Raw genomic sequence first — 13,412 nt, 5'->3', positions numbered from 1 at the left:
TATTGGCTCCGGAACAAATCAATTGGTTCCGGGGATATGCCGCAGATCCAGCTCCAGTGCCGTAGTGGCGACCTTGGCGCCGAGCGAGAACGCGCGGTGGCACTGAAATGCACAGCGCGCGATCCCGTTGACGATCTCCCCCTCCTGATATCCGGGATTGAGGGATTCGTCGAGAAAGAACTTGATCTTCGCGTTGGAGGGCAAGGGCTTTGCGTCGATGCGGCGCACCGTAGCCGTCACCCAGACGCGCATCTGCTCGTCGGGATCGTCGAGTTCCATGTGGGCCGACAGCAGGTATTCGTCGCGAATGGCCAGACGACCGTAGCGCCCGGCGTTCCTGTCATCGCTCGTTGACTGCGTGCGGTTCACCAGCGCTGCTTCCATCAGCCAGATCGGAAGTTCAGCTTTCAGATGCTCCGCATCGCGATAGCGACAGATGCTTCGCCCCGACACGTCGACGGCGGGTTCCGTGCCTTCATGGCACAACAACACGACGGGCCGCTTGAGCGCATCCGCGTACCCTAGCTCGTAATAGCAGTTGACGCGGTTCTCGGTCAGATCGGCAACGACCACAGTCGCGCTGCGAATCCCCTGTAGCACGCGATCGAGGATCGATGTGCTCTGGCGGATATCGTCGGTCCGGAAGCACCCCAGGCCGAGCGTAGTCGCCGCCGCGCGCATCTCCTGCTGGACCGCGCCGTGTTTTTCGTTGAACGGAACGACAAGGAAAATGTGAGGGGCATCTGGAATGAACGGGCGGTGTTTCATACAGCGCCGCCTTGATTCGGCGGGATGGATTGCGCCGCCTGTGCGACGGCCGACGCCGACGATAGTGTCGTGATGTTCATCATCTGGTTTCCCGCAGGTGTGATTTGCGTTGTGCCGGCTGCGCGCGGCTCCTCTCAGTGCGCGCGCATCGGCAAGCCGCCCGGCCTATGCCGCGGCGCCGCAGTAACTGGTTGGCCGCCGTATCCTGCATTGGCACGGCTGTGCCATCGACCAGCTCAACGCGACGCCAGTCCAGCGATCCACGACATCACTATCGCCTCGGCGAGTCACTTCCGCGCGCGCGAACGCGCCCGTCGACCTGCTGGAACGGCAGGCATCCTGCTTTACGCGAGGCACGGAGCATCCACGGCCAGGTGGCACGAGCGGTCCGCACCCGGGGCTTTAGCGAGAAACATCGCTAATGTCCCGACGGGCTGAAGCAATCGCTTACGCTGTCGTTGAGGCAATGCCATCCGGGTCCGTGTGCTTTCTCCACGTCATTCAGCGCGCCGCTGCCTTGAGCAATGCCGTCGTTTCCGGCCTGACCACACTATCGTCCAGTCCCAGCCCTAGTGCCTCGTGCGCCGAGGCGCGCGCGGACGCGCGATCGCCGAGCGCCAGCAGGATCTTCACGCGCGTTTCCAGCATGGACAGGAGCCGATCCTTGCGTGCGGCGAAGCGTTCGCGCCAGACCGGCAACGCGCGGTCGATCTCCGAGAGCGCCTCGGATGCATTGCCGAGGTGATGCAGGACCAGGGCACGGGTCTCCACGGCGATAAGGCCTTCCAGCGAATGTGCCGCATTGGCGGCTGCGAACATCGCTAGCGCGGACTCGATGTCTCGTCGCGCCTCCTCGAACCGCTTGAGCGTCAGCAGGGTCGTGGCACGCTTGCTCAGGGCGGTGGCGATGAGCGCGTGCGGCGCCTGATTCTGGTCGCGGTACTGCTGCAGGCCGATGTCGAGGTAGCGCAACGACTGCGCTGGATCGGCGTGGCGCAGCGCAGAACCCAGCATCACGGTGGCGTAGCTGCAGTTGGAATGTGCCGTCCATCGAGCACGCGTGCAGATGTCGACGGCTTCGCGCGCGTAGCGGCTGGCCGCTTCGTCGTGGTGCCGACGCAGTTCGACGCTGGCCAGTTGCGAAAGGTGCAGCGCGACTTCGAGGTGCGTGTCGCCATAGGCGGCACGGGAAATGCGCAACGACTCCTGCAGATGCATTTCAGCCTGGTCGAAACGCATCATCCCAGCCAGCAGCATGCCCAGAGAGGCGATCGAGTTTCCCAGCGCGGGATGGTCGACCGGCAGCGACTTCCTGCGGGCGGCGAGCGACTGTTCGAACAGGGGCAGAGCCTTGTCGTATTCGCCCAGCGAATGGTAGGCAACGGCGAGGTTGCTGATGCTCGCCGAGTATTTCGCGTGACTCGTGGGCAGGCCGGCGCTGCGCCACGCCGCGAGCTCCGGCACCAGGGCGTCGACTCCCTCGCGCCATCGGTCTGCGGCAATCATCAGGTTTCCGAGCCCCAGCCGGGAAAGGTGCGCGTCGATGGACGCCGGATCCAGCAGCCGCGCGGCGGCGGCCGCGGATTCGCGCTCATAGGCGATCGCCGCGTCCGAATTGCCGGCGGTCAATTCGACGCTGCCCATCAGCGCCAGTGCAGGAACCAGGTCCTTGCTGTCGTCACGGCGCAGCGCCGGAAGAGCGCGCTGGAGCATGTCCCGGGCGTCGGCTGTCCTCCCTTGATCGTTGCGGACCGAGGCGAGCTCCACGCGTACCGACAGCACGTCCGCATGCTCTGGCCCTAGCTGGTCAGAGCGGATCTCAATGGCCTGTTCGAACAGACTGGCTGCCTGATCGTAGGCAGCCGCTGTCGCCGAAACCCGGCCCAGGGTCTGCAGCAGCTCCGCTCGGGTCAGTGCCGGCAGCGTGGCGTTCGTGGCGAGGCGCCGGGCTGCTCGTGTCGCGAGCACGGCAGGCGTCGGCTGTTCATCCGGCGGCAGCTCGGCCTTGGCCGTGTCAAGCAGATCAAGCAGAAAATCCCGCACGACATTCGCGCGCTTCGCCTCGGCTTGGGCCGCTCTGCCTTGCCATACCGCAACGCCGAGTGCACCGAACACGGCGAGGGAGAACGCCAGGGTCGTGACCGCGACGGTGCGATGCCGCCGGACGAATTTCCGCGCCAGATACCAGCGCGAGCGTGGGTGCGCGTGCACAGGACGCCCGTCGAGATAGCTCTCCAGGTCCTCGATCAGCGCGGCTGCCGACGGATAGCGACGCTCAGGCTCGGCACACAGCGCGCGCGCGATGATGTTGTCCAGATCGCCGCGCAGCGCGCGGCGCAGCAACGGCGGCGGCAGCGGCAATGCACCCGGCGAAGTCGCCGCACGGTCGCTGATCGCAGCGGATGCCGGAACCGTATCCGGGCTTCGCGGCCGCTGGCCCGTCAGCAGCTCGTGCAGGACGACGCCCAGGGCATAGACGTCGGTCGCCGTGGTGACTGGGCTTCCGGCGATCTGCTCGGGTGCGGCATAGCCCGGCGTCAGCGCGGCGGTGAGTGTGTGCGGCGAATCGCCCGGGACTCCGTCGAGCAACAATTTGGCGATGCCGAAATCGAGCAGCTTGGGCACGCCGTCGCGCGTGACCAGAATGTTCGACGGCTTGATGTCACGGTGCACGATGAGCGCCCGATGCGCCGCCTCGACGGCGCGGCAGGACGTGATGAACAGCGCCAGGCGAGCGCGCAAGTCCAGTCGCTCTTCAACGACATACTCGTCGAGGCAGCGACCGTCGACGAACTCCAGCACCAGGTACGGGATGCCTGCTGCGGTAACCCCGCCGTCGATCAGGCGCGCGATATTGGGATGATCGAGTTGCGCGAGCAGCATGCGCTCGCGGCGGAACAGTCGCTGTTCGACCGCGGAAAACAGGCCGCGCCGCAACAGCTTGACCGCCACGCATTGGGCGAAGTCGGCGCCGACGCGCTCGGCGAGGAACACCGTGGCCATGCCGCCTTGGCCGACGAGCTGCCTGAGCCGGAACGCCCCGAACTGTTGTCCGATCAGGCCCTCGGGTTCGGTGTCGAGATCCTGATCGGATTTCAGCGCCTGAGCGTGCCGCACGACCGGCTCGTCCAGGAAGCCCGGTTCCGTGTTCGCATCGGCGCGTAACATGTTCACGAGCAGCCGATGGTCTTGCGGATGAAGGGCGAGCTCCTCCAGCCGTTGGTGTCGTACAGGCTTGGGAAGCTCGATCAGATCGGTGAACAGATCCGCGAGCGAGTCATAGGTGTAGCGTTCCTGCATCGGGTTGCCTCTTGATTGCCGGCGGTCGGACCTGTGGCGCACTTTCGTTCGGCACGGACAACGCCAATGGGCGGCAATCTACGCCACGCCTGTCGCGTTCTCGTCCCCGCACCGAATTCCCTGGAGCTGCGCGTGGCTCGGAAAATTTGCCGGCCCGAATCGCCGGCGACGCGCACGCTTCCGGATTCGCAGGTTTACGGCCGGCCGCCACGCCGCCCGGTCAGGCCGCCTCGCCGCACAGGGACGCGCGCGCGGCGCGTCACTCGCGATTGACCGTGCGTGTCGAGTGTCTCAGCTGTCGCGCAACCTGATCCCGCGGCAGTCCTGCGAAAAAATGGAGTTCGACGATTCGCGCGGAACGTGCCGAGTGGACATCGAGCTTGCGCGGGGCGTCATCGGTTTGCAGTGCGCGCTCTGCCGTAAAGTCCGCCAGCGACGGGGTCTCACGCAGGTCTACCCGGAGCAGTTCGGCGCCCCCGCGTTTGTCCCATGTGCGAGCACGGGCGCGATCGATGACGATTTGGCGCATCGCTTCGGCCGCGTAGTCGATTAACTGTGCGGGATCGCGAAAATTCCGCGCCACTCCCGCGGCCATCCGCAAGTACAGCTCGTGCACCAGCCCGGTCGTGTTGATCGAATCGCTGCGCTTGCGCGCCAACTGGCTTCCCGCCATGGCTTTCAGGCGCAGGTAGAACTCCCCGAACAGGGCTTCTCCCGATAGATCCGGTGCGACCGGCGCGTCGCGTGAGTCATTGTCCATGACGATCCTTCTCACTATGAACTTATGGACTATGGTAATCGACGCGCTTGCCGTGGCCTCGGACCGGCGCATTCCGACAAGAACTGCATCATCGCCGCAATGCGGGTCCGCCTGGCAGGCAGCCTGTCGCTGCATTTGACGGCAGTGGGCGGACGTACCATTTCAGCTCACGCGGCGCGGCTGCCGGTAGCCGCCTCATGGGCGGCAATCTGTATTTGTTTACCGGCATCTTCAGCGCGGGTGGCCGCAGCGAGCCGTTCGAGGACTACTTCAACCATCTCGTCGACAGTGGCGCGGTCATGCGTCTCGCCTGGAGGCGCCTGGCGTGCTGCAGAGCTGGACTGGGGGGCATGCACACGGCAACCATCGGCACCGGTCCGGTTCAGGCCGGCGCCTACTGCACCAGCCCCGGTGTGTTGACCTGTTTGGTTTCACGTTCGGTGCGGGGATGAGTCCGCTGCCGGTCAGCCTGAGTGTCGGCGAAACCGACACCCGCCTGCTTTTCGGTAGCCAGTGATGTCTCACCAGTAGCCGGGTTTCATTTCCCCCTGCTGCAACCCTGCCTCGGCAGGCCGCGAAAGACGCGGTCTGCCAAGATGGGCAAGACCGGCTCGCGGCACGCTGCGGGAACGTGGTGAATCAGGCGCCGGGCTGGTGCGCGCGGATGATGTCCCGCGCTGCGACTCGATCCGGCGCTGCGGAGCCGCGGCGACCTGGACCGGAATATTCGCAGCCACCGCGCCTGTGCCTGCCCATGCCAGGGCCTTGCCCCATCCGTTAGCATGCGCGGATGAAATCCGAAGCTCTTGAAGTCCTGCATCGCGTATTCGGCTACGCGAGTTTCCGTGGCGAGCAGGCCGCCATCGTCGAACATCTCGAAAACGGCAACGACTGCCTGGTGCTGATGCCGACCGGCGGCGGCAAGTCGCTGTGCTACCAGGTGCCGGCGCTGCTGCGCGACGGCACCGCGATCGTGGTATCTCCGCTGATTGCGTTGATGCAGGACCAGGTCGATGCGCTGACCCAGCTCGGCGTGGCGGCGGCGTTCCTGAATTCCTCGCTGTCACCGCAGGCGCAGCGTGAGGTCGAGCAGCGTCTGCTGCGGCGCGAACTGAAACTGCTGTATGTCGCGCCGGAACGCCTGCTTGGCGAGCGCACGCTGGAATTGCTGGAGCGCGTGCCGGTGTCGCTGTTCGCGATCGACGAAGCGCACTGCGTCTCGCAGTGGGGCCACGATTTCCGCCCCGAATATCGCGGGCTCAACCTGCTGCACGAGCGCTTTCCGCGGATCCCGCGCATCGCGCTGACCGCGACGGCCGATGCACCGACCCGCACCGAGATCGTCGAACGCCTCGGACTCGACGGCGCCCGCCAGTTCGTCGCGAGTTTCGACCGGCCCAACATCCGCTATCAGGTCGTGCAGAAGGACAACGCGCGGCGCCAGCTCAAGGCGTTCCTCGAGGCGCACCGCGACGAGTCTGGCATCGTCTATTGCCTGTCGCGCAAGAAGGTCGACGAGACCGCGGCGGCGCTGGTCGAGGATGGCTTCGACGCGATGGCCTACCACGCCGGCATGGAACAGGCGACGCGCGCGGCCAACCAGCAGCGCTTCCTGCGCGACGAAGGCGTAGTGATGGTCGCGACGATCGCCTTCGGCATGGGTATCGACAAGCCCGACGTGCGCTACGTCGCGCACCTGGACCTGCCCAAGAGCATGGAAGGCTATTACCAGGAAACCGGCCGCGCCGGCCGCGATGGCCTGCCGGCCGAGGCGTGGCTGTGCTACGGCCTCGGCGACGTGGTCACGATGAGCCAGATGATCGCGCAGTCCGAATCCGGTCAGGAACGCAAGCGCGTGGAGCGGGCCAAGCTCGAGGCGCTGCTCGGCTATGCGGAGTCGACCGGCTGCCGCCGCCGCCTGCTGCTGGGCTATTTCGGCGAAGTGGCTTCAGCTAATTGTGGCAATTGCGACAACTGCATCGAGCCGCCGCGTAGCTGGGATGCGAGCGAGGTCGCACAGAAAGCGCTGTCGGCGGTCTATCGCACCGGCCAGCGCTTCGGCGTCGGCCATCTGGTCAGCGTGCTACGCGGCGAGGACAGCGAGAAGCTACGCAGCTGGAATCATCACACCCTCAGCGTATACGGCGTCGGCAAGGATCTGGACGCGCGCCAATGGAGCGGGGTGTTCCGCCATCTCGTCGCGGCCGGTCATCTGGCCGCTGATCACGAAGGCTACGGCACATTGCACCTGACCGAATCCAGCCGTGGCGTGCTCAAGGGCGAGACTCGCGTGCTCATGCGCTTCGAGGCCGCTCAGGCCGAACGCCGCGCCGCGCGCAAATCCGGCAAGTCTGGCGCCAAGGCCGGCCGCGCGAGCAACACCTTGCAGATCGCCGACGACGAACGGCCGCTGTGGGATGCGCTGCGTGCCGTGCGCGCGCGGCTGGCCAAGGAGCAGAACGTGCCGGCCTATGTGATCTTCCACGACGCAACCCTGCTCGACATGCTGCGCGAGCACCCGATGTCGATGCGCGAACTCGCGCAGGTCAGCGGTGTGGGCACGACCAAGCTGGAAAAATACGGTGAGGCGTTTCTGGCGGTGCTGACGAGCGAGTGAGGAGTGACGAGGAGTGAGAAAACCGCGAGGGCAAGCGCGCCTGCGCTTTCCCACGGGTTCCTCACTCCATTCTTCCGCTCCAGTCGCTTTCCATGCGCACAGCGCACAGGTATTGCGATCTTGGTGCGCCGCCGGGGGCGTCGCGCCATCGCGCGGCGAGGGCGTCAGTAGTCGCGAATCCGCACGAGGCGCGAGGTCGGCGCGAAGGTGATCGCCGTTGCCGGATTGCCGGTGACGAAGTTTTCGAGTATGTAGCCGCCGCCTTGCGCATGACGCACGCGTTCCCAGCCGCGTTTCTGCGTCGCGGAATTGTTCTGGATCAGCAGCTTGCCGGCATGCGGTGCGGCTGCGTAGCTCCAGCTGCCCCAGCCGGCCAGGTCGAGGCGGTCGAGGACGCCGCCGGGCTGCATGATCCAGCCGAACGGCGCACACAGCGCGTTAGTCGCGAACTGGTCGAGATCGCCGTACGGCGTGCCGCAGAGATGACCGTTGACGCGCGTCTGGTACGCGGTCGGCGGCGCACCGGGGCTCCAGCCCGCCGCATCGGCACGTAGGGCGAGCCCGACCAGCAGGATGTCCTGTGTCGCGGACTGAAGCCGCGTGACCGTGCGCCAGACGCCGGGTTCTTCCTCGTTGACGAACTGCAACGTCGCGGAGTCGGGGCCATAGGTGAATTCCACCGTGTTGCCGCCTGCGACCCAGGTCATGCTGCGCGCGCGGCGCCGCGTCGTGGCGTTGAAGCTTGCGGCGAAATCGTAGATGTCGTAGCCGAAGCGGCCTTCGATGCCGTCGGTCGAGGTGCCGAGGTCTTCGGGCAGCGCGAGCACGAAGCTGCCGTTGGCGAAATTTGGCACCGTCGCGACGAGCAGCGGATGCAGCGCTTCACCGGCCGTTTCGGTCGGCAGGCGCAGCCGCGCCGTCAGCATGCGCATCGGGATTTCCGGGTTGTCGGGATAGGTGACGCGCGTCGTGAATGCGATGGCGTGGCGCGCGATACCGCCGGGACCGTAGCTCGGCCGCACGCGGATGCCGACCACGTCGTAGAGCGTGAGGACCTGGGTGCCGTTGACCAGGTCGAACGAGATGGATCGGCTGAAAGGCAAACCGTTGCTTCGCGTCAGGTCGACGCCGCCCTGAGCATTGGCGGTGACCGTGGCCGTTAGCGGTTGCTCAGAATCCAAATACACAGTTCCACTGGTGCCCTGCAGGCGGTAGGCGAGCTGGCTCTCGACACTGGAGCGCAGCACGCTGGCATACGCGTCGTACAGTACGTAAAGGGGTTCGGGCGCGATCACGGCGAGCGGCACGATCGCGGCATCGACGGGCAGGGTCAATGCGATCGCGCAGTAGGTCGAGTCGGCGGGCTGCGTGCAGCTCACGGTGTCGAGTTCGCTGACGTCGGCGTACAGCTGCTGCGCCGGTGCCGGCGCGAGCACGGCGGTGAAGGTGTTCGTCGCGCCGGTCGGTAGCGGCAATGTGCCGTTCGCGATCAGCGCGAGCCCGTAGGTGAGGTAGTCCTTCGCCGCCGATGCGCGCGTCGCGCGCTGGAACGTCGCGGCATCCGTGACGCGCGCGAAGCCGTTGAATCCGCGCAGTGCGGCCGTCGCCGCGGTGCTGTAGGGGCCGAGTCGCGCGAACGCGTCCTGGCTGTCGTTGATGCCGGTTGCGCTGCCGAGCGACTGCAGCCGCGACAGCGGTCCGAGCGCGCCGGCCCAGACTTCGAGCGTGCGAGTGCCGCGGCCGTAGCCGACTATCTCGACGAGCGGATCGGCGGCGAGATAGCGCGTCTCCAGATGCACGCGATAGCTGCCGTCCGCCGCCGACAGCGTGGTCGCGACGTAGCTGCCGGCGAAGGCTTCGATCGTCGCGCCCGCCAGCGGCGCGGGATAGCCGATGTGCCCGGCGACGACGAAGGCCGGCTCGACGCCGCTGTGGAATATCCGGTCGCCCGGGCTCTGGGCCTGCGCGGACGACAGCGGCAGCGAAGCAGTGAACAGCAATGCGGCGACGGCAAGGCAGCGGTGCATGGTGTCTTCCTTGGAAAAGGTCGCGTGTAGAGGACGGCGAAACACCTGTGCCGTCCGGGCGGCCGAACTCTCAGCGCACAGCGTACGTCGCCGTATCCTCGGACGAACCAGCGCCGCCGCAGCAGCCGATGAGTCGGCCAGAACACCAGCATCGCCAGCTAGTCATGGAGCGAGGACAGCCCGCGCGCGAACAGCGGGACGCCTGGATTGAAGATGCACGCCGTCATACCCAGCTGCGGCAGGCCGAGCCAATTCGGCGGGAAATCCACGCACCAGACGAACTGCGGCACGGTCAGGCCGAACGCAGGCATGGACGTGAGCAGCGGCGATTGGGCCCATATCGCCACGGGCGTGAAGATCATCGTCACGTCGCAGAAGTACAGGAAATTCGTCAGGCCGCAGTGGATCCGGCAGAACGGCAGCAGCGCCGCCATGAAGGTCGTGAAGGCCCGTTTGAGCGCAAGCGAATCCGTCGCGGCGACGCGGTCGCAGAGGTCGCTGACAGGAAATCCCCGCTCCGCGCCGACGGTAGCGCGGCCGCGCGGCGGTTCGATGGCGTGTCGCAGCTTCTGAGACAAGCCAGCCGTATAGCCCGAGCCCCGCCACGGCCCGGAATCTCCAATGCCCTCCGATCTCGCCCGCCTCATCGCCGACAAGCTGCCGGCTCCGCCGGATCCGGCGCGCCTGCTCGCGCGGCTGGCCCAGCGCTACGCCGATCGCATCACCGGACAGTTCACCGTGCCGGCTCGGCCCGGCCGCTATGCGGAGCTGCCGACGGAGCTGTCGCCGCCACTGCGCGAGGCGTTGCGGCTGCGCGGCATCTCGCGGCTCTACAGTCACCAGGCCGAGGCCTGGGACGCGGTACAGCGTGGCCAGCACACGGTCGTCGTGACACCGACTGCGTCGGGCAAGTCCCTGTGCTACACCTTGCCCGTCGTCGATGCGGCGATCCGTTCGCGCGCCAAGGCGCTGTACCTGTTCCCGACCAAGGCGCTCGCGCAGGACCAGGTGGCCGAACTGCTCGAACTCAATCGTGCGGGAAATCTCGGCGTGCGCGCCTATACCTTCGACGGTGATACGCCCGGTGACGCGCGCCAGGCGATCCGCCTGCACGGCGACATTGTCGTCAGCAATCCCGACATGCTGCACCAGGGCATGCTGCCGCATCACACCAAGTGGGCGCAGTTCTTCGAGAACCTGCGCTACGTCGTCATCGACGAGATCCATAGCTACCGCGGCGTGTTCGGCTCGCACCTGGCCAACGTGCTGCGCCGGCTCGCGCGCATCTGCGCGTTCTACGGGGTCGAGCCTACCTTCATCCTCTGCTCGGCCACGATCGGCAATCCGCAGGAGCACGCCGAGAACCTGATCGGCCGGTCCGTGCACGCGATCACCGACAGCGGCGCGCCCTGCGGCGAAAAGCATGTGCTGCTGTGGAACCCGCCGGTGGTCAATCCGGACCTGGGCCTGCGCGCGTCGGCGCGCTCCCAGGTCACGCGCATCGCGCGCGCGGCGATCCGCGCGAAACTCAAGGCCCTGGTGTTCGCGCCGTCGCGCCTGATGGTCGAGGTGCTGACCAAGTACCTCAAGGACGTGTTCGACCACGACCCGCGCAAGCCCGCGCGCATCCATGCCTATCGCGGCGGATATCTGCCGACGGAACGCCGGCGTACCGAGCAGCTCATGCGGGCCGGCCAGATCGACGGTCTGGTCAGCACCTCGGCGCTGGAGCTCGGCGTCGACATCGGCGCGCTCGATGTCGTGCTGCTGCAGGGCTATCCGGGTTCGATCGCGGCGACCTGGCAGCGCTTCGGCCGCGCGGGCCGGCGCCAGCAGGGCTCGATCGGCGTGCTGGTCGCGTCGAGCCAGCCGCTGGACCAGTACATCGTGCGCCACCCGGAATTCTTCCGCGCCGCGCCGCCGGAACAGGCGCGCATCGCGCCGGACCAGCCGCTGATCCTGCTCGACCACATCCGCTGCGCCGCGTTCGAGCTGCCCTTCGTCGACGGCGACGGCTTCGGCCCGGTAGCGCCCGAAGCTTATCTGCAGGTGCTGGCCGAATCCGACGTCGTGCATCGCGAAGGTTCGCGCTGGGAATGGATCGCCGATGCCTACCCGGCCAATGCGGTCAACCTGCGCTCGGTCGCCGACGGCAATTTCGTCGTCGTGGATCGCAGCGACGGACGGCAGTCCATCATTGCCGAAGTGGATTTCTCCAGTGCCGCGCTGACCTTGTACGAAGGCGCGATCCACATGGTGCAGTCGGTGCCCTACCAAGTGGAGAAGCTCGACTGGGACGGGCGCAAGGCCTACGTCACTCGCACGCATGTGGACTACTACACCGACGCGATCGACTACACGCGGCTCAAGGTGCTGGAACGCTTCGACGGCGTTCGCGCCGGGCAGGGCAACGCCTATCTCGGCGAAGTGCACGTCGTGCGCCGTGTGGCCGGCTACAAGAAGATCCGCTACTACACGCACGAGAACATCGGCTACGGACCGGTCACGCTGCCGGACCAGGAGCTGCACACGACCGCGCTGTGGTGGCAGCTGCCGCAGGAGGCGCTGGACGAGGCGTTCGCCTCGCGCCAGGACGCGCTCGACGGATTCCTCGGCGCGGCGACGGCGCTGCATACGGTCGCGAGCGTGCGCGTCATGGCCGAATCGCGCGACCTCATGAAATCGGTGGGCAGCGGCGATGCAAGCGCCTTCGTCGAGCGCGACCAGCGTGGCCGCGGCCAGTGGCGGGCCAGTGACGGAGCCGCGGCCACTGATGCGGAGCGCTTCACGCCGACGGTCTACCTGTACGACAACTACCCCGGCGGCGTGGGACTGAGCGATCCGCTGTTCCGCGTGGAGGCCGAACTCGTGCGCGAGGCACGCGAACTCATCGCCGGTTGCGCGTGCCGCGCCGGTTGCCCGGCCTGCGTCGGTCCGGTGCTCGCTGTCGACGAAGATGCCGCGGCAACCCCGAAGAGTCAGGCTGAGCGCGTGCTCGCGCTGCTGCATACCGTATGAGTGGCCTGGTCGAGAAATTGCGGCGCCTGCGCAACCAGGCCGGTGTGCAGGCCCCGGCGCCTGCGGCGGCGGTACCCGAGCCGGTCAGCGACGCGCTGGCGCGTATCGGCGACGAGCGGCAGCGCCTGCGGCGCCTGCTCGACCTGCGGCCTTCCGGAAAGCCGCCGTCACGTCCGTCGGCGCGCGCGCCGCTGCCGTTGCGCGGGGAGGAAATCGCGCCGGGACTGTATTCGGTCGAGCAACGTTACGGCGTCGAGGCGCTGGCGCCACTGCTGCCGCCGCGCTGGCCCGACTGCACGCCGCTGGCGCGCACCCGGTTCCTCTGTTTCGACACGGAGACCACCGGGCTGGCCGGTGGCAGCGGCACGCGCGCCTTCATGATCGGCGCAGCCGACTGGGTCGGCCACGAGCTGCGCGTGCGCCAGTTGTATCTCACGGCGATGTCGGGCGAAGGGGCGATGCTCGAAGCGTTCGCGCGCTGGTTGCAGCCCGATACGGTGCTGGTCAGCTACAACGGCCGCAGCTACGACGCGCCGCTGCTCGCGGTGCGCTATCGCCTGCAGCGCCTGCCCAATCCGTTGCGCGATCTCGCCCACGTGGACTTGTTGCATCCGGTGCGCCGGGTCTACCGCGGACGCTGGGAGAACTGCCGCCTCGCGACGATCGAGCGCAACGTGCTGCGAATCGTGCGCGACGATGACCTGCCGGGCTCGGAAGCCCCGGCTGCATGGCGTGCGTTCCTGCGCGACGGACGCAGCACCGACCTGATGCGCGTGCTGGAACACAACCGCCAGGACGTGGCGACGCTCGCGCGCCTGCTCGAACACATGGACCAGAACGCGACGCCGACAGCCTGGCTCACGTCGGCCTGAGCGACCTGCGCATGGCCATCGTCCGCGGCCCGCCCGCACGCGGCGGCCAA

Annotated in this window: 9 protein-coding genes; 4 read left to right on the top strand and 5 right to left on the bottom strand. The window is 67.0% G+C overall.

What is annotated here, in order from left to right; translation table 11 throughout:
* Positions 1 to 18: 18 nt before the first annotated feature.
* The 3 genes from RUU78_RS02090 to RUU78_RS02080 form a co-directional block, all read right to left on the bottom strand.
* The gene (locus RUU78_RS02090) at positions 19 to 768 is read right to left on the bottom strand and encodes a hypothetical protein (protein WP_313913181.1); all 750 of its coding nucleotides are present in this window, start codon (positions 766 to 768) and stop codon (positions 19 to 21) included.
* Positions 769 to 1,269: 501 nt separating this feature from the next.
* Positions 1,270 to 4,068, bottom strand: coding sequence for a serine/threonine-protein kinase (locus RUU78_RS02085; protein ID WP_313913179.1), 2,799 nt, complete (start codon positions 4,066 to 4,068; stop codon positions 1,270 to 1,272).
* 259 nt (positions 4,069 to 4,327) lie between these two features.
* Positions 4,328 to 4,828: an ECF-type sigma factor gene (locus RUU78_RS02080; RefSeq protein ID WP_313913178.1), complete on the bottom strand. Its 501-nt coding sequence runs from the start codon at positions 4,826 to 4,828 to the stop codon at positions 4,328 to 4,330.
* A gap of 197 nt (positions 4,829 to 5,025) precedes the next feature.
* Here RUU78_RS02080 and RUU78_RS02075 point away from each other — a divergent pair, with 197 nt between their 5' ends.
* Positions 5,026 to 5,280, top strand: coding sequence for a hypothetical protein (locus RUU78_RS02075; protein ID WP_313913176.1), 255 nt, complete (start codon positions 5,026 to 5,028; stop codon positions 5,278 to 5,280).
* Positions 5,281 to 5,618: 338 nt separating this feature from the next.
* Positions 5,619 to 7,445: a DNA helicase RecQ gene (gene recQ, locus RUU78_RS02070; RefSeq protein WP_313913174.1), complete on the top strand. Its 1,827-nt coding sequence runs from the start codon at positions 5,619 to 5,621 to the stop codon at positions 7,443 to 7,445.
* Between the two features lie 164 nt (positions 7,446 to 7,609).
* Here the strand turns inward: recQ and RUU78_RS02065 are convergent, their stop codons facing one another.
* On the bottom strand, positions 7,610 to 9,472 hold the full coding sequence (locus tag RUU78_RS02065) for a hypothetical protein (RefSeq protein WP_313913172.1): 1,863 nt from the start codon (positions 9,470 to 9,472) through the stop codon (positions 7,610 to 7,612).
* Between the two features lie 158 nt (positions 9,473 to 9,630).
* On the bottom strand, positions 9,631 to 10,128 hold the full coding sequence (locus RUU78_RS02060; RefSeq protein WP_313913170.1) for a hypothetical protein: 498 nt from the start codon (positions 10,126 to 10,128) through the stop codon (positions 9,631 to 9,633).
* On the opposite strand from RUU78_RS02060, the gene RUU78_RS02055 reads away from it, so the two are divergent.
* Positions 10,094 to 12,490, top strand: coding sequence for a DEAD/DEAH box helicase (locus RUU78_RS02055; RefSeq protein WP_313913169.1), 2,397 nt, complete (start codon positions 10,094 to 10,096; stop codon positions 12,488 to 12,490). The genes RUU78_RS02060 and RUU78_RS02055 overlap by 35 nt on opposite strands.
* Positions 12,487 to 13,362 (top strand): ribonuclease H-like domain-containing protein, encoded by an 876-nt coding sequence (locus tag RUU78_RS02050; RefSeq protein ID WP_313913167.1) that lies wholly within the window; start codon positions 12,487 to 12,489, stop codon positions 13,360 to 13,362. The genes RUU78_RS02055 and RUU78_RS02050 overlap by 4 nt, the downstream gene beginning before the upstream one ends.
* Positions 13,363 to 13,412 lie beyond the last annotated feature (50 nt).

It is taken from the genome of Tahibacter sp., assembly GCF_032229445.1.
GTDB lineage: Bacteria > Pseudomonadota > Gammaproteobacteria > Xanthomonadales > Rhodanobacteraceae > Tahibacter.
This window is presented reverse-complemented; position numbering and strand designations above follow the sequence as displayed.

Excerpts from the sequence above, each read along its gene's own strand:
- RUU78_RS02075 (WP_313913176.1), top strand. The coding sequence starts at position 5,026 with ATGGGCGGCAATCTGTATTTGTTTACCGGCATCTTCAGCGCGGGTGGC.
- RUU78_RS02055 (WP_313913169.1), top strand. The coding sequence starts at position 10,094 with ATGCCCTCCGATCTCGCCCGCCTCATCGCCGACAAGCTGCCGGCTCCG.
- RUU78_RS02065 (WP_313913172.1), bottom strand. The coding sequence starts at position 9,472 with ATGCACCGCTGCCTTGCCGTCGCCGCATTGCTGTTCACTGCTTCGCTG.
- RUU78_RS02050 (WP_313913167.1), top strand. The coding sequence starts at position 12,487 with ATGAGTGGCCTGGTCGAGAAATTGCGGCGCCTGCGCAACCAGGCCGGT.
- RUU78_RS02090 (WP_313913181.1), bottom strand. The coding sequence starts at position 768 with ATGAAACACCGCCCGTTCATTCCAGATGCCCCTCACATTTTCCTTGTC.
- RUU78_RS02085 (WP_313913179.1), bottom strand. The coding sequence starts at position 4,068 with ATGCAGGAACGCTACACCTATGACTCGCTCGCGGATCTGTTCACCGAT.
- RUU78_RS02080 (WP_313913178.1), bottom strand. The coding sequence starts at position 4,828 with ATGGACAATGACTCACGCGACGCGCCGGTCGCACCGGATCTATCGGGA.
- recQ (WP_313913174.1), top strand. The coding sequence starts at position 5,619 with ATGAAATCCGAAGCTCTTGAAGTCCTGCATCGCGTATTCGGCTACGCG.